Annotated in this window: 18 protein-coding genes; 12 read left to right on the plus strand and 6 right to left on the minus strand. The window is 69.1% G+C overall.

Annotation, left to right across the window (positions count from 1 at the left end):
• The first annotated feature begins 51 nt into the window (after positions 1-51).
• The 5 genes from NQU54_RS20935 to NQU54_RS50650 are packed head-to-tail and all read left to right on the plus strand — an operon-like array spanning position 52 to position 6,112.
• Complete coding sequence (locus tag NQU54_RS20935) at positions 52-444, plus strand: SseB family protein (RefSeq protein ID WP_257632385.1); 393 nt, start codon at positions 52-54, stop codon at positions 442-444.
• Positions 431-952: a hypothetical protein gene (locus NQU54_RS20940; RefSeq protein ID WP_257632386.1), complete on the plus strand. Its 522-nt coding sequence runs from the start codon at positions 431-433 to the stop codon at positions 950-952. Before NQU54_RS20935 ends, NQU54_RS20940 begins: the two co-directional genes overlap by 14 nt.
• Positions 952-5,418, plus strand: a complete 4,467-nt coding sequence (locus NQU54_RS20945) for a putative T7SS-secreted protein (protein WP_257632387.1) — start codon at positions 952-954, stop codon at positions 5,416-5,418. Before NQU54_RS20940 ends, NQU54_RS20945 begins: the two co-directional genes overlap by 1 nt.
• A 1-nt stretch (position 5,419) precedes the next feature.
• Entirely contained in the window at positions 5,420-5,767 is a 348-nt protein-coding gene (locus NQU54_RS20950) for a hypothetical protein (RefSeq protein WP_257632388.1), read from the plus strand.
• 33 nt (positions 5,768-5,800) lie between these two features.
• Positions 5,801-6,112: an immunity protein CdiI family protein gene (locus NQU54_RS50650; RefSeq protein WP_502362204.1), complete on the plus strand. Its 312-nt coding sequence runs from the start codon at positions 5,801-5,803 to the stop codon at positions 6,110-6,112.
• A 219-nt stretch (positions 6,113-6,331) separates the two neighbouring features.
• Here the strand turns inward: NQU54_RS50650 and NQU54_RS20955 are convergent, their stop codons facing one another.
• Positions 6,332-6,907 (minus strand): Uma2 family endonuclease, encoded by a 576-nt coding sequence (locus tag NQU54_RS20955; protein WP_093699813.1) that lies wholly within the window; start codon positions 6,905-6,907, stop codon positions 6,332-6,334.
• A gap of 46 nt (positions 6,908-6,953) precedes the next feature.
• Complete coding sequence (locus tag NQU54_RS20960; protein ID WP_308408499.1) at positions 6,954-7,454, minus strand: ATP-binding protein; 501 nt, start codon at positions 7,452-7,454, stop codon at positions 6,954-6,956.
• Between the two features lie 150 nt (positions 7,455-7,604).
• Between NQU54_RS20960 and NQU54_RS20965 the strand changes: the two genes are divergently transcribed.
• The 5 genes from NQU54_RS20965 (at position 7,605) to tyrS (ending at position 13,273) form a co-directional block, all read left to right on the plus strand.
• Positions 7,605-8,402: a helix-turn-helix domain-containing protein gene (locus NQU54_RS20965; RefSeq protein ID WP_099013327.1), complete on the plus strand. Its 798-nt coding sequence runs from the start codon at positions 7,605-7,607 to the stop codon at positions 8,400-8,402.
• The gene (locus NQU54_RS20970; protein ID WP_257632389.1) at positions 8,399-8,602 is read left to right on the plus strand and encodes a DUF397 domain-containing protein; all 204 of its coding nucleotides are present in this window, start codon (positions 8,399-8,401) and stop codon (positions 8,600-8,602) included. Before NQU54_RS20965 ends, NQU54_RS20970 begins: the two co-directional genes overlap by 4 nt.
• Before the next feature lie 241 nt (positions 8,603-8,843).
• The gene (locus NQU54_RS20975; RefSeq protein ID WP_206332029.1) at positions 8,844-10,382 is read left to right on the plus strand and encodes a TldD/PmbA family protein; all 1,539 of its coding nucleotides are present in this window, start codon (positions 8,844-8,846) and stop codon (positions 10,380-10,382) included.
• Entirely contained in the window at positions 10,379-11,785 is a 1,407-nt protein-coding gene (locus NQU54_RS20980) for a TldD/PmbA family protein (RefSeq protein ID WP_257632390.1), read from the plus strand. The genes NQU54_RS20975 and NQU54_RS20980 overlap by 4 nt, the downstream gene beginning before the upstream one ends.
• 72 nt (positions 11,786-11,857) lie before the next feature.
• Complete coding sequence (gene tyrS / locus NQU54_RS20985; RefSeq protein ID WP_257632391.1) at positions 11,858-13,273, plus strand: tyrosine--tRNA ligase; 1,416 nt, start codon at positions 11,858-11,860, stop codon at positions 13,271-13,273.
• A 69-nt stretch (positions 13,274-13,342) separates the two neighbouring features.
• Here the strand turns inward: tyrS and NQU54_RS20990 are convergent, their stop codons facing one another.
• Complete coding sequence (locus NQU54_RS20990; RefSeq protein ID WP_257632392.1) at positions 13,343-13,633, minus strand: GlsB/YeaQ/YmgE family stress response membrane protein; 291 nt, start codon at positions 13,631-13,633, stop codon at positions 13,343-13,345.
• 216 nt (positions 13,634-13,849) lie between these two features.
• On the opposite strand from NQU54_RS20990, the gene NQU54_RS20995 reads away from it, so the two are divergent.
• Both NQU54_RS20995 and NQU54_RS21000 read left to right on the plus strand, forming a co-directional pair.
• Positions 13,850-14,239, plus strand: coding sequence for a DUF3099 domain-containing protein (locus tag NQU54_RS20995; protein WP_069874623.1), 390 nt, complete (start codon positions 13,850-13,852; stop codon positions 14,237-14,239).
• Between the two features lie 193 nt (positions 14,240-14,432).
• The gene (locus tag NQU54_RS21000; RefSeq protein WP_257632393.1) at positions 14,433-14,669 is read left to right on the plus strand and encodes a hypothetical protein; all 237 of its coding nucleotides are present in this window, start codon (positions 14,433-14,435) and stop codon (positions 14,667-14,669) included.
• A gap of 62 nt (positions 14,670-14,731) precedes the next feature.
• Here NQU54_RS21000 and moaA read toward each other — a convergent pair whose 3' ends face one another.
• The 3 genes from moaA to NQU54_RS21015 form a co-directional block, all read right to left on the minus strand.
• The gene (gene moaA, locus NQU54_RS21005; protein WP_257632453.1) at positions 14,732-15,721 is read right to left on the minus strand and encodes a GTP 3',8-cyclase MoaA; all 990 of its coding nucleotides are present in this window, start codon (positions 15,719-15,721) and stop codon (positions 14,732-14,734) included.
• Positions 15,722-15,824: 103 nt separating this feature from the next.
• On the minus strand, positions 15,825-17,444 hold the full coding sequence (locus NQU54_RS21010) for a monocarboxylic acid transporter (RefSeq protein WP_257632394.1): 1,620 nt from the start codon (positions 17,442-17,444) through the stop codon (positions 15,825-15,827).
• On the minus strand, positions 17,441-17,797 hold the full coding sequence (locus tag NQU54_RS21015; protein ID WP_069874613.1) for a DUF485 domain-containing protein: 357 nt from the start codon (positions 17,795-17,797) through the stop codon (positions 17,441-17,443). The genes NQU54_RS21010 and NQU54_RS21015 overlap by 4 nt, the downstream gene beginning before the upstream one ends.
• Between the last annotated feature and the right edge of the window lie 525 nt (positions 17,798-18,322).

Consider the following 18,322-nt stretch of genomic DNA (forward strand, 5'->3'; position numbering starts at 1 on the left):
GGCGGCAGGACAACGCTGGCGGACCTCGTCCGCCAGGAGACCGCCGCGCGGATGTCGGAGCCGGAGAAATGGGCGGCCCTCCGGGGAGCGCGGCTGTACTTCCAGCGGCCCGAGGACCCGGGCTTCCTGGTCTCGGAGACCGCCGAAGACGGCCCGTTCGTGCCGGTCTTCACCTCGCTCGAAGGGCTCGCGCGCTTCGCGGGGGCGTGCGGCTGGGCGTCCACGACGGCCGAGGACCTGGTGGGTCTGCTGCCCGAGGGCGTACGGGCGTTGGTGGATCCCCTGGGTGAGCGCCCCTTCCTGCTGGACGCGCGGACGCTGCGCGACGCGGAGGGCCCCGGCGCGGAGCACCCCGGAACGGAGGACCCCGGAACGGAGCACCGGCAAGCGCGAGGCCAGGAAGCGGAAGACCCCGAGGAGAGGGCCGACGGTGGCGGATCCTGACGCCTGGAATGCGAACCGCGCCCCCAGCGAGGGCGGCGAAGACGGCAAATACGGCGGCAATGAGGGCGCCGACGGTTACAAGATCGAGATCGCCTCCGTGCAGGGCTTGATCAGCCCGCTGGAGGAGTCGGTGGTCGGGGCCCGGTCGGTGAAGAACGGCCAGGAGAAGCTGACCGCCTATCTCCAGCACTGCGGCGCGCCCGAACTCCTCCAGTCCGGCAAGGGGTTCATCGAGGCGTGGGGCTTCGGCATGGGCGAGCTGGCGGATCACGCGGATGTGGTGGTGGAGCGGCTGTACGAGGCGATAGCCGGATACATGCTGGCTGATCTGCTGCGGGTGAAGGACTTCTGGCCCTCGGACGAGAACATGGCCAAGCTGCCCTCGGGCGGGGCGGCCAAGTGGTCCTGGGAGCACGTGGGCGCGCCGGAGATGGAGAAGCGCCCGGAGGATTCGGCGTTGTCGAAGATGACCCGCAAGTGGCTGAGTGAATACGAGGACGAGTCCTGATGGGCGATCCGGACGCGGGGCGGGCCCCGCAGATACGGATACCGGTCGACGCCAAGCCCAAGGACCTGATCCCCGGCAACCCGGACGACATCGACGACCTGGTGGTGGAGCTGCGCGCGTACGCGGGCGCCTTCCAGGACGGCAAGGACAAGCTGAGACCGCTGGACCTGGCGGACTGGTCGGGCAAGGGCGCGAGCGAGTTCCGGAAGTCGGTCGACCGGCTGCCGAAGGAACTCACCTCCGGCCATGACCAGTTCACCCATGCGGCCAGTGCGCTGGCGGCGTACGCCACCAAGCTGCGGTCGGTGCAGAAGCGCTGTGAGCCGATCATCGAGGACGCGGACGCGGCACGGGCGGCGTCCAAGGCGCACAACAAGAAGGTCGAGGCGTACAACGACGCGGTGACGCGCGGCGATGAGCAGCTGCCGGAGAAGCCTTCGGAGACCGATCCTGGCATCTCCTCGATGGAGGGGTGTATCGGTCGGCTGGACAAGCTGATCGAGGAGTTGCAGCTGGTCGTCGACGCGTCGAAGAAGAAGATCGACAAGGCGGCGGAGAAGGCCCCCGACAAGCCGAGCAACTGGCAGAAGGTCGGGGACGGCCTCAAGGACGGGCTGTGGAAGGTCCACCACGGCATCCTGGGCGCGGCCGAGCTCCCCGCCTCGCTCCTCAAGGGCGACGCCAAGGGCTTCGCGATGCAGCTGGCCGGTATGGCGGACGGCGCGGCGTACGCGGCCCAGCACCCCAAGGAGTTCGCGAAGGCGGTCACCAACTGGGACATGTGGTCCAAGGACCCGCTGCGCGCGGCGGGCGAGATCACCCCGTCGCTGCTGCTCGCCCTGGCCACGGGCGGCGCGAGCGCCCTGCGCAAGGGGCTCCAGACCGGCAGGACCGCCGCCCAGCGGCTGGCGGTCCGTAAGCAGGCCCTGGGCCGGGACGGCGAGGCGTCCCGCCGCGCGGACAGCGAGGGCACCCACGACCGCCACACCCACGACCGGGACTGCGAGGACGACCCGGTCGACGTCGCCACCGGCGAGATGGTCCTGCCCGCCACGGACGTGACCCTGCCCGGGGCGCTCCCCCTGGTCCTGGAGCGCACCTTCGTCTCCGGGCACACCTGCGGCGGCTGGTTCGGCCGCACCTGGGCCGCCACGCTCGACCAGCGGCTGGAGCTGGACGCGGACGGGATCGTATTCGTCACGGCCGACGGGATGGTGCTGCGCTACGGGGTGCCGACGCCCGGGGAGGACGTGTACCCCGCGCGGGGCCCGCGCTGGCCGCTGCGCTGGGACGGCACGGCGGGCGGCACGATGCGGATCGAGGTGCCCGAGCAGGGCCGCACGCTGCGCTTCGCTCCGCTGGCTGTCCTGGGTGGCAATGAGCTGCCCCTGGAGACGGTCGAGGACCGCAACGGCCGGTCCATCACCTTCACGTATGACGAGGACGGCACCCCGCGCGAGGTGGCCCACTCCGGTGGGTATCGCATCGCGATCGACACCGATCCGGAGCTGTCGCGCATCACGGGGCTGCGGCTGCTGGGCGTCGGCGGCGGGGAGGGCACCACGCTGGTCTCCTTCGGCTACAACGCCGCGGGCGACCTGACCGAGGTCTTCAACTCCGCCGCCGAGCCGATGCGGTTCACCTACGACGACCAGCACCGCGTCACCTCATGGACCGACCGCAACGGCACCAGCTTCGGGTACGTCTATGACCACCGGGGCCGGGTGCTGCGCACCATCGGCTCGGACGACATGATGACCGGCCGCTTCCACTACGACGAGGCGTCCCGCACCACCGTCTACACCGACTCGCTCGGCCACCGCGTCACGTATGTCTTCGACGAGGCGTACCGGGCGGTGGCCCGCACCGACGCCCTGGGGCACACCACCCGCACCGAATGGGATCCGGGGCCGGCCCGTCGACCGCTCTCGGTGACCGACCCGCTGGGCCACACCACGCGTTACACGTACGACGACTCCGGCCATCTGATCCGCGTCGACCGCCCGGACGGCACGGCGGCCACGGCCATGTACGACGCGTACGGCCTGCCGCTGGAGGTCCGCGAGCCGGACGGCGCCGTGTGGCGCCACGCCTACGGCGAACGGGGCAACCGCGTCCGGACGACGGACCCCGCGGGCGCCGAGACCCACTACACGTACGACGAGTCGGGGAACCCGACCTCGGTCACCGACGCGCTGGGCCACACCACTCATGTCGTATGCGACGCGGCGGGCCTGCCGGTGGAGGTCACCGACGCCCTGGGCAACACGACCACCGTCCGCCGGGGTACCCACGGCCGGATCACCCGCGTCACCGACCCCCTGGGCCATATCACCCGCCAGGGCTGGACCATCGAGGGCAAGCCCGCCTGGCGCACCCGGCCCGACGGCACCCGCGAGACCTGGGCCTGGGACGCCGAGGGCAACCTCACCGAACACACCGACCCGGCGGGCAACACCACCCGCCACACCCACACCCACTTCGACCTCCCGGCGACGCGGACCGACCCGGACGGGGCGAGGTACGCCTTCGCGTACGACACCGAGCTGCGGCTGACGGCGGTGACCAATCCGCAGGGCCTGAGCTGGACCTACGCCTATGACGGGGCCGGGCGGCTCACCTCCGAAACCGACTTCAACGGCCGCACGCTGTCGTACGAGCACGATGCGGCGGGCCGCCTGATATCCCGGGCGAACGGCGCGGGCGAAGCCCTGGCCTACACGCGTGACGCGCTGGGCCGCACGGTCGCCACGCGCATCGTCGGCCAGGCCGACGGCACGGAGACGACGTTCGCGTACGACGCGGCGGGCCGTCTGACACGGGCAGCGAACCCGGACACGGAGCTGAGCCGTACGTATGACGCGCGGGGGCGCGTTCTGACCGAGACGGTGGGCGGTCGTACGACGTCGTACGCGTATGACGCGGCGGGCAACCGCACCGAGCGGATCACCCCGAGCGGCCTGCGGTCGGCGTGGACGTACGACGCGGCCGGCCGCCCCACGTCCCTCACCACGGCGGACAACTCCCTGCACTTCGCCTACGACGCGGCGGGCCGCGAGACGACACGCACCTTCGGCGCCGATGTGACCCTGACCCAGGCGTGGGACGCCCTGGACCGCCTGACGACCCAGGCCCTGACCCACGCATCCGGCGCGGCGCGGCTGCTGCAACACCGGGCGTACGCCTACCGCCCGGACGACCACCTCACCGAGATCCGCGAGCTGACGTCCGGCACCCGGCGCTTCGACCTCGACCCGGTCGGCCGAGTGACGGCGGTGCACGCCCACGGCTGGACCGAGACCTACGCCTACGACCCGGCGGGCAACCTGACGCATGCCACGGCCCCGGGTCATGAGTCGTCCGGCGACCGGGAGTTCACCGGCACGGTGATCCACCGCGCGGGCCGCACGTCGTACGAACACGACGCCCAGGGCCGCCTGATCCGCCGCACCCGTAAACTCCTCAACGGCCAGACCCGTGCCTGGACCTACACCTGGAACGCGGAAGACCGCCTGACGGACGCGACAACTCCGGACGGCGACCGCTGGCACTACGCGTATGACCCCCTGGGCCGCCGCACGGCCAAGCAGCGGCTGGCGGAGGACGGCACGGCCGCCGACCGAATCGACTTCACCTGGGACGGCACCCGCCTGGCGGAGCAGACGGCGGCGGCCGACGGCACGACGTTGACGTGGGACTACGCCCCGGACACCCACCGCCCCCTGACCCAGACCGAGCACGACGAGACCGACGCCCGCTTCCACGCCATCATCACGGACCTGGTCGGCACCCCCACGGAGTTGGTCACCCCCGACGGCACCCTCGCCTGGCAGCACCGCACCACCCTGTGGGGCACCCCGCTCCCCGCCCCACCCGGCTCGGCCGACTGCCCCCTCCGCTTCCCCGGCCAATACGCCGACCCGGAAACCGGCCTCCACTACAACTACTTCCGCCACTACGACCCGGAGACGGCGCGCTACGCCTCACCGGACCCTCTTGGGCTCATACCGGCCCCTAACCCCAATACTTACGTGCCCACCCCGCACGTTGGGGCCGATCCCCTCGGACTTGCACCTGATGAATGTGTGCAACAGGTCTCAGCAACGTCGGTCCGTTTTAGCCAGAGCTCCGTAACCGGGGCGGATGAGATAATAAAGAGCATGGCCAACAATGGCTGGCAGGGTGGCCCGATAGATGTTATTCGCATGCCTGACGGCGGCCTCACCAGCATAGATAACACTCGAGTACTGGCGGCACGATACACTGACACCCCGATTCAAGCTCGTATACACGATTACGACGCTCCCCTCCCGGATGAAATTCGGGAGAGCGGCCGATTCCATACCCGGAAAGCCACACCTGACACATGGGGGGAAGCAATCGACGCCAGAATCGGAAAGCAGAACTCTGGGTACAGAAACACTTATCCATCGGGATCAGATGTAACGGGATGGCAAGGAGATTAGAATGCTAGATATCCTCTCACCCACAGAACTACCAAATGGATTCACCTACCCGGATATTTTCATCCGAGCCGCAGAGTCAGGATTGACGAGCCTCGAGCCGTGGTGGTTGCTGGAGGGACAGAACCTACGCGCAAGGAATTCGGGCCTAAAAGAGCGTTTCCCAGACAGAGCCCTCGTCCCTTTTGCGCGCCGGGAAGACAACGACGATGTTGCGTGCTGGGATCTGGAAAACGGCAAGGTGTGCATCGTTCACGACTTTTCATCTCCGGGCCATGAAGAGCGGGGAAGTTTTGAGGGCTTCGCAGACTGGCTGCGAGCAGCTCTGGAAGATTTCATTGTGTTCGAATGACGGAATTCCGGCGCGGCGGGGGCGCTGCGCACAGTGCGTCTCTCAGCAGATTATGAGTGTTATCCGGTATGGGTAATCACTGAACATCGGCTGGAAAACGTAGCCCCTGACTCGCTTCCGCTCAGCAAACGACTCATCGAGGGTCTGGATCGCTGGGGGGACGAGTACGAGGCGACGTACAACCGAGATGACCCGATAACCTCCGGATTCGCTTCAGAGGCAGCTGGGCAAGACTTCGTCGAACGAGGGAATAGGTTGGCTCGTCGGCTGCGCGATGAACTCGACGAGACCTGGCGCGTCTCGTACTTCGATCAGTCAACAGCATCACACATCGAGATCGAATGATCGTGGGTTAGCTGACCCGCGCGGGCTACCGTGAGCTCCCCGCGCGCCGCCGACCGCAGGCGGCATCTTGCGGCCCCGCCCCAGGGGGATTCCGACCCCGCAGCCGCATGATTCACTGCCGACGGACCCAGACGAGGTCAATCCCCTTGATGCGGCCGACTCCCACAAGACCCGGCTGATCGCCGAGTGGGGCGGGCGGCTGCTGGCCGCCGACGGCGATCAGCGGTCCTCGGGATAGGTCCGCAGGTCCGTGGTGGCGAGGGTCCAGTCACCGATGGTCACCTCGTCGCCGAAGGCGTAATCACTGCGGGTGCGGTAACGGGGGCCCTCCCCGCCGAGCCCGGGGCCCGGATCGGACAGGGCCGCGATGGTGCCCTTCCGTGGATCGACGAGAAGATAGAGAGGGATACCCATCGCCGGGTAGTCGTGCATCTTCTCGACGTAGTCGGTGGAGTGATTCGACGGCGAGACGACCTCGGCGACCAGGGCGACATCTCGAGGGTGGAACGGCGCCATCGTATTCTCGGCGAACACCGCGTCTGGAACGACGATCAGATCAGGGCGACGAAGTTTCCCAAGAGAGGCGTCTTCCACCTCACCGCCCGTGTGAGCGACCAGAAAAGATGGGATTTGCTGGTCAAGCTGCTGGCGGATACGCAGAGCGATGAACTCGTGCGGACGCGAGGGCGACATCATCATGACGATCTCGTCACCACTGATCTCATAGCCCCGGAACGGGTCCGGGGCGTGCTCGGCGAGCCGCTCCGCGATTTCCCGTAGACGCCCGTACTCCACGGCCGACGCTCCTTCACCACGGTGAACCTGCTCGTCTGTGCCTCCATCATCCCGCATCGCCGGCTCCCGTGTCTCCCGCGACCTGCCGCGACCGGCACTCCTCGGACGCGAGAGCATATTCGCACCAGACCGTCTTGCCGATGCCCCGCTCCGCCACCCCCCACTTCGACGCGAGCGCGTCCACGAGCAGCAGCCCGCGCCCGCACTCCGCCTCGTCGTCCCGGTCCCGGAGCACCGGGCGCTGCTCGTCACGGGCGTCGGACACCTCGATCCGGGCCGAGGCGGGGGCGCGATGGCCCTCCCGGTCGGGCGGCGGCTGCACGCTGAGCCGCAGATGGAAGCGGCGGCCGGGCACGTGCCCATGACTCACGGCGTTCGCCGCGAGTTCGCCCGCGATCAGCGCGAGGCTCTGCGAGGCTCCGCTGTCCCGGGGGATGCCCCACTCCTCCAGTCTGCGGACGACCAGGCGCCGGGCGAGCCGTGCACCGCGCCGGGAAGAGGTGAAGAACATCTCGAACGTACCGCCAGGGGGATTTTCGCCATTCACGTCACCGAGCGTGGCGAAGCGTGCCTAGCCTGACCAGACGGGCGGCGGGTACGCGGGGTCGCGGTACGGGCACGGTGGGTGTCCGTACGGGAGGACCGCCGTGACGCCGAGGGAAAGGGGCGCGTTCTCGCGCAAGGAGGTGGGTGGGCCATGGCGGGTGACATCGTCAAGTGCATCGGCAGGCAGGTGAAGCTCTTCCGCGAACGGGCTGGGCTCACGCAGGCACAGTTGGGGGAGGCGATCGGGTACAGCGAGGAGCAGGTCTCCTCGGTCGAGCAGGGACGCCGGGTGCCGCAGCCGGACTTCCTGGACGCGGCGGACGAGGCGCTGGGGGCGTTCGGGGTGCTGCGGGCGGCCAGGGAGGAAGTCGCCAACGTACAGCTCCCGGCGTTCTTCCGGGGCGCGGCACGGCTGGAGGCACAGGCGGTCGAGTTCCACGCGTACGAATGCCTGGTGGTCAACGGGTTGCTCCAGACCGAGGACTACGCCCGTGCGGTGCTCAATATGCAGCGGCCGTTACTGGAGGAGGAGGCCATAGAGCGGCTGGTGTCCGCGAGGCTGGCCCGGCAGGAACTCCTCTCCCGGCAACCGGCCCCGCTCATGAGCTTCGTCACCGAGGAGGCGGTACTGCGCCGCCCTTACGGCGGTGCGACGGTGCTGCGCGGGCAGTTGGAACGCCTGCTGCACGTTGGCCAGATGCGGAACGTGGAACTTCAAGTCATGCCGACCAACGTGGACGATCACGCCGGAACCGCCGGTCCCTTGGCCTTGCTGGAGCCGAAAGGGCGGCAGACGATGGCCTACGTCGAGGCCCAGAGCATCAGCAGGCTGCTCACGGACCGGAAATCAGTCCGAGAAATCGAGCAGCGCTACGGCATCATCAGAGCACAGGCTCTCAGGCCACGTGAGTCGTTGGAGCTCATCGAGAAGCTGCGGGGAGAAATATGAGCGACAAGCACGTCAACCTGTCCTGGTTCAAGAGCAGTTACAGCAGTAGCGAAGGCGGCATGTGCGTCGAGGTGGCCGCCACGCCCGGCACCGTCCACGTACGGGACTCCAAGGACCGCCACGGAGCACAACTCGCCTTCTCCATACGCCAGTGGGACGCGTTCATCGGCCGTCTCACGGCTGAGGAGTTCGACGCGTAACCATTCCATTCGGCCGCCCCGGGGCAACCGGGGCGGCCGTTGTTCGCCGGTCCGTGCGCGCCGCTGCCGGACCGGAGCGGCGGGCGGCCCGGACTGAGGGGCCCAGGGCGGTGCGAACGAAGGCCCAGGGCTGGGTGCGCAGGCCCGACGCCGCAGCGGCAATTGCCGCGCCCCAGGCCCCAGCCACATGGTTCACTGCCGACGGGCACCACGCCACGTACGCGACGAAGAGGAGCCGCCCGTGCCGCACGAGATTGATCCGTCCTTCCTCGCGTTGCCCCTGAGGGCGCTTGCCGATGCGGCTCTCGCTCGGGCTCGTGCGCTGGGGGCCGCGCATGCCGACTTCCGGTTCGAGCGGGTGCGCAGTGCCGGCTGGCGGTTGCGGGATGGCAGGCCCTCGGGCGCCGCCGATACCACCGACCTGGGGTATGCCGTACGGGTGGTGCACGGCGGGGCGTGGGGGTTCGCGTCCGGCGTGGACCTGAGCATGGACGCCGCCGCGCGGGTCGCCTCGCAGGCGGTGGCGATGGCGAAGCTGTCGGCCAAGGTGATCGAGGCGGCCGGGTCCGATGAGCGCGTGGAGCTCGCGGCGGAGCCGGTGCACGCCGAGAAGACGTGGATCTCCGCCTATGAGATCAACCCCTTCGACGTGCCCGACTCCGACAAGACCGGGCTGCTCGGCGAGTGGAGCGAGCGGCTGCTGGCGGCCGATGGGGTGGCGCATGCGGACGCGTCGCTGCTGACCGTGCAGGAGAACAAGTTCTACGCGGATACGGCGGGCACCGTGACCACCCAGCAGCGGGTGCGGCTCCATCCGCAGCTCACCGCCGTGGCCGTGGACCCGGCCAGCGGGGAGTTCGACTCGATGCGCACCCTGGCCCCGCCGGTCGGGCGCGGCTGGGAGTATCTGACCGGGGACCCCGGCGCGGGCGGCGGCTGGGACTGGGACACCGAGCTGGCGGAGATCCCGGAGCTGCTCGCCGAGAAGATGCGCGCGCCATCCGTGGAGGCCGGGTCGTACGACCTGGTGGTGGACCCGTCCAATCTGTGGCTGACGATCCATGAGTCGATCGGCCACGCCACCGAGCTGGACCGCGCGCTCGGCTACGAGGCGGCGTACGCGGGCACCTCCTTCGCCACCTTCGACCAGCTGGGGAAGTTGAAGTACGGCTCCTCGGTGATGAATGTGACCGGGGACCGGACCGCCGAGCACGGGCTGGCCACCATCGGCTATGACGACGAGGGCGTGGCCGCCCAGTCCTGGGATCTGGTGAAGGACGGCACGCTCGTCGGCTATCAGCTGGACCGCCGGATCGCCCGGCTGACCGGTTTCGAACGGTCGAACGGCTGCGCCTTCGCCGATTCGCCGGGCCATGTGCCGGTGCAGCGGATGGCGAACGTATCGCTCCAGCCCGCCCCCGGCGGCCCCTCGACGGAGGAGCTGATCGGGGACGTCGAGAACGGTCTGTATCTGGTCGGCGACCGCTCCTGGTCGATCGATATGCAGCGGTACAACTTTCAATTCACGGCCCAAAGGGCGTACCGCATCAGAAACGGCGCTCTCGCCGGGCAGGTGCGCGACTTCGCCTACCAGGCCACCACCACCGACTTCTGGGGTTCGATGACGGCCGTCGGCGGCCCGCGGACATATGTCCTGGGCGGCGCCTTCAACTGTGGAAAGGCCCAGCCGGGGCAGATCGCGGCGGTTTCGCACGGCTGCCCGTCGGCGCTGTTCCGCGGCGTCAACATCCTCAACACCACCCAGGAGGCCGGACGATGAGTGTGAAGCCCCATGAGATCGTCGAGCGCGCCCTGGAGCTGTCCCGTGCGGATGGCTGTGTGGTGATCGCGAACGAGACCTCGACCGCCAATCTGCGCTGGGCGGGCAACGCTCTGACGACCAACGGCGTCACCCGCGGCCGCACCCTGACCGTCGTGGCCACCGTGAACGGCGGGCGGGGCACCGCCTCGGGTGTGGTGTCCCGGTCCGCGGTCACGGCCGAGGAGCTGGAGCCGCTGGTCCGGGCCGCCGAGGCGGCCGCGCGGGAGTCGGAGCCGGCCGAGGACGCCCAGCCGCTGGTGGAGCGGGATCCGGGTGCGGCGGTCTCCCCCGGCTTCACCGACGCCCCCGCCACGACCTCCCCCGAGGTGTTCGCCGGCTTCGCCCCCGCCCTCGGCGAGTCCTTCGCCGCCGCCCGCGCGGGCGGCCGGGAGCTGTACGGATTCGCCCACCATCAGCTGGTCTCCAGCTATCTGGGCACCTCCACCGGGCTGCGGCTGCGCCATGACCAGCCCACCGGCACGCTCGAGGTCAACGCCAAATCCGCTGGTTCCGGCACGGCCGCACCCCGTTCGGCCTGGGCCGGGCGGGCCACCCGCGACTTCACCGATGTGGACCCGGCCGCGATCGACGCCGAGCTCGCCCGGCGGCTCGCCTGGGCCGAGCGGAGGATCGAGCTGCCGGCCGGCCGCTACGAGACGCTGCTGCCCCCGACCGCCGTGGCCGATCTGCTGATCGACCAGCTGTGGTCCTCCTCGGCCCGGGACGCGGCCGAGGGCCGTACGGTCTTCAGCAAGCCGGGCGGTGGCACCCGGGTCGGCGAGAAGCTGTCCGAGCTGCCGCTCACGCTGCGCAGCGACCCGGCGGAGCCGGGGCTGGAGGCGGCGCCGTTCGTGATCGCGCACACGTCCGGGGACGATGTGTCGGTCTTCGACAACGGTCTGCCGCTGACCGCCACCGACTGGATCCGCGACGGGGTGCTCCAGCAGCTGATCACCAGCCGGCACACGGCCGCCCTCACCGGGCTGCCCCTCGCCCCCACGGTCGACAATCTGATCGTGGACGCGGGCGGCACCCGCTCGCTGGAGGAGATGGTCGCGTCCACCGAGCGGGGGCTGCTGCTCACCTCCCTGTGGTACATCCGCGAGGTCGACCCGGCGACGCTGCTGCTGACCGGGCTGACCCGGGACGGGGTCTATCTCGTGGAGAACGGCGAGGTGGTCGGCGAGGTGAACAACTTCCGGTTCAACGAGTCGCCGGTGGATCTGCTGGCCCGCGCCACCGAGGCGGGCCGCACCGAGCGGACGCTGGCACGGGAGTGGAGCGACTACTTCAACCGCGCCGCGGTGCCGCCGCTGCGCATCCCGGACTTCAATATGAGCTCGGTCAGCAAGGGGGTGTGAAGGAGCCGAATAGACTGGTCCACGCCCATCCGGAACGAATCGATATCCGTCACTTCTATCCCCAGGAACGCCATGACACGCCTCGGCGAATCCGTCGCCCGCGCCAGCGAGCTCCTCACCCAGGACCTCTCCTCCGACAAGACCGTCGAGCGGCTGCTCGAGGAGACGGGCTCGCGGCGCTATCTCGATCTGACGGACCTGTCGCCGACGGAGCAGGCCGAGCTGATCGCGTCCCGTACGGTCGAGATCCTGCCCGGTACGGAGGAGCTGGCCAAGCGGATCGAGGAGCGCCGCGGCGCGGGCCGGGGCCTGGCCATCAAGCTGGGCATCGACCCGACGGCCGCCGATGTGCACCTCGGCCATGTGGTGCCGATGATCATCCTCAGCCGCTTCCAGCGCATGGGGCATGACGTCACGCTGCTGATCGGCGACTTCACGGCCAAGATCGGCGACCCGTCGGGCCGTACGGCGGAGCGCCCGCCGCTGACCGACGAGGACATCGCCCGGAACCTCGCGGGCTACCAGGACCAGGTCCGGCCCTTCTTCGACTTCGAGCGGGTCAGCCTGCGGCAGAACAGCGAGTGGCTGGCGCCGTTCACCTTCCCCGAGCTGCTGGGGCTGCTCTCCCAGGTGCCGGTCTCCCAGCTGCTCCAGCGCGAGGACTTCCGCAACCGGCTGGCCGCCGGCTCCGGTCTGACCATGTCCGAGCTGCTCTACCCGATCGCGCAGGCCCTCGACTCCGTGGCCCTGGAGTGCGATGTGGAGCTGGGCGGCGCGGATCAGCTGCTCAACCTCCAGATGGGCCGCAAGCTGATGGAGCTGCGCGGGCAGCGTCCGCAGCTGGTGGTCACGATGCCGCTGATCGAGGGCACGGACGGCACCGGCGCCAAGATGTCCAAGTCCAAGGGCAACTATGTCGCGCTGTCCGCGACCGCCGACGATGTCTTCGGCAAGATCATGTCGATTCCGGACCGGCTGATGAAGCCGTACCTGGAGGCATGGACCGAGTGGACGGACGCGGAGATCGCCGCCGCGGTCGCCCGGGTGGGGGACCGCTCGCTGCACCCGATGGATCTGAAGAAGGTCCTGGCCGGTGAGGTGGTGGCGGCGCTGTACGGCGTCGAGAAGGCGATGGCGGCCCGTGCGGGCTTCGTCGCCCAGTTCTCCAAGAAGAGCTTCACCGATGTCGAGACACCGGTGGTCGACGCCGGGGAGCACGGTGCCGAGTCCATCGCGACCGTGCTGAGCAAGGTGCTGGCGTTTCAGCCCAGCGCCTCGGCCGCCCGCCGGGTCGCCAAGCAGAACGGGCTGCGGCTGGTGATCGAGACCGAGGGCGGCCAGGAGTCGGTGGTGCTTCCCGAGGCCCAGGCGGTGCGCCCGCTGGCCGAGGTGGTCGCGGAGACGCTGGCGGGCACCGGGGCGGCGCCGGGCTCCGGCACGGTCTACCTCAAGGCCGGGCGGAAGATCGCCCAGGTGCGCGGGGTGTAGCCCGCCCTTGTCACACCACGGGTCGGCGGCCGGTGCGCGTCCACCATGCGCACCGTCCGCCGCCCTGGCTCAGGTCCTGGTCGCACCACGTCTGCGTCGGCCGCCGCGGATGGTCTGCCACAGCGGAGTGCCCAGGGCGACGATCAACACGGCCCCCGCGAGCTGGAGCAGATGCCGGATCCAGTCGAAGCCGCCGGTGTGCCGGACCCCGATCCACCCCGACACGGCGTTGCCCAGTATTCCGCCGAGGATGCCGTAGACGCAGGTCAGCCAGAGGGGAATGGCCTGTTTGCCGGGGAGGATCGCTCTGGCGATCACACCGAGGATCAGGCCCACGACGATCGCCCACAGCCAGTTCATGTCGCCTCCCTGACACACGGCGAGGGGATGCACATCCCTTCCAGTGTTTGACCACTTCGGGTACGGCGCACGCCGGAGGGCCGGTACGCCTTCTGGCGCAGCGGGAGACGGCACCCATCAGGGTGCCCCGGTCTCGAACCGACAGCAGACGCGGCGTAACGTTGAGTACGTCCCAGAGCGGGGGAAGCCCGCTCGGCGATCGGGTGGTGGAACGTGATGCGGAAGCACGGCGATGCGGAAGTCTTCCGGATCACCGGAGCGCGTCAGGGGCTGGCCGATGACGTACGCGGCCGGCAGCGGCGCTATGTGATCTCGATGTCGGTGCGGACCATCGCGGTTGTGCTGGCGGCGGTGTTGTGGAACGTGGAGCGCCATGTGGCCATCGTGGCTCTGGTGCTGGGCGTGGTGCTGCCCTACATCGCGGTCGTGGTCGCCAACGCGGGCCGGGAGAACGTCACTTCGCTGCCCACCACCTTCGTCCCGGCCCCGCCCCGTCCGATGCTGATCGCCGGGCGCGGAGAGGAGCCGACGGACCCCCACGGGGCGGAATCCGTCCCGGAGGACGTCGGACATATCAGCGAACCTGGACGCGGCGAGCGCGGCTGACCTGCCACGATTCCATAAGCTCAAGAAAACCTCAGATCAATAGTGCAGTACCGGTGCACCGGGCCCTATCCCTCGTGACATACTGCGTACGCGCTCCGCATCCCCCGTCGGAGCGACGGACCGACGCCGGGCGGCTCCCCCCGTGGCTGCCCGGCGTCGCCATGTCCGGGGCGCCTTCCGTACAGTCTGCGGTGTGAACACCCGCGAAACCGCCGACGAGACCGACACCGTGATCTGCTCCGCCAAGAGCTGCCACGCCCCCGCCGTATGGGTGCTGGCCTGGAACAACCCCAAGATTCACACCCCGGAGCGGCGCAAGACCTGGCTCGCCTGCGAGGAACACCGCGAGTATCTGTCGGAGTTCCTCGGAGTGCGGGGCTTCCTCAAGGAGGTGGTGACGCTGGAGGAGTGGTCGGCCGCCGACCACTGACCCGAAGGCCACCGGCCGCCCGACCGGGGGCGTCAGCCACCGGCCACCCGCCCCGGGCGCCATCAGCCGCCGATCGCCGACATCGGCCGGTCCGGCTGGAGGAACGACGGGTCATCGAGCCCCGATCCGGCCTTCTTGCCCCACATCGCCAGCCGCCACAGCCGGGCGATCTCCTCGTCCGGGGCGCCGGAGCGCAGCGCTCCGCGCAGATCGGACTCCTCGCGCGCGAACAGACAGGTGCGCACCTGTCCGTCGGCGGTCAGCCGGGTGCGGTCGCAGGCACGGCAGAACGGGCGAGTGACCGAGGCGATGACGCCGACCCGGGCCGGGCCGCCGTCGACCAGCCAGCGCTCGGCGGGCGCGGAGCCGCGCTCCCCCCCGTCTTCGGCGGTGAGGGTGAAGCGGGTGCGCAGGCTGGTCAGGATGTCTCCGGCGGTGATCATGCCGTCGCGCTTCCAGCCGTGCTGGGCGTCGAGCGGCATCTGCTCGATGAAGCGCAGCTCATAGTCGTTCTCCACGGCCCAGGCGAGCAGATCGGGCGCCTCGTCGTCGTTGAGCCCGGGCATCAGCACCGCGTTGACCTTCACCGGGGTCAGCCCGGCGGTGCGCGCCGCGTCGAGGCCGCGCAGCACATCGTCATGGCGCTTGCGCCGGGTCAGGGCCTGGAAGACCTCGGGACGCAAGGTGTCCAGCGAGACATTGACCCGGTCCAGGCCCGCGTCGCGCAGGGCCGAGGCGGTGCGCGCCAGCCCGATGCCGTTGGTGGTCAGCGACATCTGGGGGCGCGGGGCGAGAGCCGCGCAGCGCTCCACGATGCCGACCAGACCGGGGCGCAGCAGTGGCTCACCGCCGGTGAAGCGCACCTCGGTGACGCCGAGCTCGGTGACGGCGATCCGGATCAGCCGCACTATCTCGTCGTCGGTGAGCAGATCCGGTTTGGCGAGCCATTGAAGGCCCTCTTCCGGCATGCAATAGGTGCAGCGCAGATTGCAGCGATCGGTCAGGGAGACACGCAGGTCGGTGGCTACGCGACCATAGGTGTCGATCAGCATGGTGGCGGCCCCTCCACGGTTGGTGTGCGATGCACTGCTCAATTGTCTCGCAGCGTACGTGACAGGTGTGACATGGAGGGGCCGCACGGGTGGGTGGGACCGGTCAGTGGGCGCCGTGTCCGGTGAGCGAGCGGACCTCGAGCTCGGCGTACTTCTCCTTGTCGGGCTGCTCCTTCGAGACGATGGTGCCCAGCCAGCCGAGCAGGAAGCCCAGCGGGATGGAGATCAGTCCGGGGTTCTCCAGCGGGAACCAGTGGAAGTCCACGTCGGGGAACATCGAGGTCTCCTTGCCCGAGACGACGGGCGAGAAGAGCACCAGGAAGACCGAGGAGATCAGTCCGCCGTAGATCGACCACAGCGCGCCCTGGGTGGTGAACCGTTTCCAGAACAGGCTGTAGAGGATCGTCGGCAGGTTTGCCGAGGCGGCGACCGCGAAGGCGAGCGCCACGAGTCCGGCCACGTTGAGATCTCGTGCGAACACCCCGAGGACGACGGCGACGGTGCCGATGCCGACGGTGGCCCAGCGCGCCGCCGAGATCTCCTCCTTCTGTGTCGCCTCGCCCTTGCGGATCACGTTGGCGTACAGGTCATGGGCGAAGGAGGACGAGGAGGCGAGGGTGAGTCCGGCGACCACGGCCAGGATCGTCGCGAACGCCACCGCGGAGATCACCGCGAGCAGGATGGCACCGCCGGTGGAGTCCGGTCCGCCGCCGATCTCCTCGGCGAGCAGCGGGGCCGCGGTGTTGCCCGATTTGTTGGAGGCGATGATGTCGTCGTGCCCCAGCAGCGCGGCGGCTCCGAAGCCCAGCGCGATGGTCATCAGGTAGAAGAGGCCGATGATGCCGATGGCCCAGTTGACCGAGTTACGGGCGGCCCGGGCGGTGGGCACGGTGTAGAAGCGGATGAGGATGTGCGGCAGTCCCGCGGTGCCCAGGACCAGGGCGATACCGAGCGAGATGAAGTCCAGCTTGGTGGTGGAGTTGATCCCGTACTTCAGCCCCGGCTCCAGGAAGGACTCTCCCATGCCGCTGTTCTTGGCCGCCTCGCCCAGTAGGTCGGAGATGTTGAAGTCGAACTTCAGCAGCACCAGGAAGGTGATCAGCAGCGTGCCCGCGATCAGCAGCACGGCCTTGACCATCTGCACCCAGGTGGTGCCCTTCATACCGCCGATGGTGACGTAGAGAATCATCACGACGCCGACCAGGACGACGATGAGGATCTTCCCGGCCTCGCTGGTGATGCCCAGCAGCAGGGAGACCAGCACACCCGCGCCCGCCATCTGTGCCAGCAGATAGAAGATCGAGACGACGATGGTGGAGACGCCCGCGGCGGTGCGCACCGGGCGCTGGCGCATCCGGTAGGCGAGGACGTCTCCCATCGTGTAGCGGCCGGAGTTGCGCAGCGGCTCGGCGACCAGCAGCAGGGCGACCAGCCAGGCGACGAGGAAGCCGATCGAGTACAGGAAGCCGTCGTAGCCGGAGAGCGCGATGGCGCCGGCGATGCCGAGGAAGGACGCCGCGGACATGTAGTCGCCGGAGATGGCGAGGCCGTTCTGGAAGCCGGAGAACTGGCGGCCGCCGGCGTAGAAGTCGGTGGCGTCCTTGGTCTGCCGGCCCGCCCATACGGTGATGGCGAGGGTGGCCAGGACGAAGACCGCGAAGAGCGTGACGATCAGCGGCCGGTTGTCCGATGCGCTCTCGGCCGCGAGCAGAGAGGGGCTCATGAACGCTCCTCCAGACGGGACTTGATCGCCTGGGCACGGGGGTCCAGCTTGGTGGCGGCGTGCCGGGAGTACCACCAGGCGATGAGGAAGGTGGTCAGGAACTGGGCGAGACCGAACACCAGGGCCACGTTGATGTGGCCCACGACCTTGGTGCCCATGAAGCCGTCCGCGTAGTTGGACAGCAGCACATAGAGCAGGTACCAGCTGACGAACGCGATGGTGAGCGGGAAGGCGAACGAGCGGTGGGCACCGCGCAGTTCGCCGAACTCCGCGCTCGCTTGCACCTCGGCGTAGGAGGAACGGTCAAGTTGCCGTTGATCGTCGGGGCGATCGTTGGCCGGTGCGGTATCCACGGTCTCTCCTGGTGAGTGGGTCACGGGGATGAATACGGCGGCGAGGGTGATCCAGATCACGCATGGTAGGGCGACGTGGACCTGTACGACAGGGGCCGGTTGATTGAAAGACGGATAAGAATTCGGGGGAGGGATCGGCTCCGGGTACTGTGGCGGGTTTTCTTCCGGAATGCATTGATGTTCGACCTTGATCAGCGATAGCTTCCTTCGTCATGTACCCGCCCAGACGCGGAAGCGTCCGGGCGGCCCGTACGGATGAAGTGGAGATCCCATGGCTCATCTGAGATCGGCCCCTCCAAGACCCGGACGGCGGACTTTTGACGGTCCGTCGGCTTCGCACCACCCCTTCGCCACTCCCCGCCGCCTCTGTCCCGGTCCCGCGGCGTCCCGGGGCATCGAGGCGGCGTGCGGGATCCGCGCCATGAGGGCGCGCGCATTCGCTTGTGCGGATGACCCCGGCCGGACCACGGCCGTTGACACGGCCCGCCGGACCGCCGCCCGCGCCCGGGGGCTCCGCGTCCCCCG

Origin of the sequence: Streptomyces malaysiensis subsp. samsunensis (assembly GCF_024519315.1) — a bacterium.
Taxonomy (GTDB): Bacteria; Actinomycetota; Actinomycetes; order Streptomycetales; family Streptomycetaceae; genus Streptomyces; species Streptomyces malaysiensis.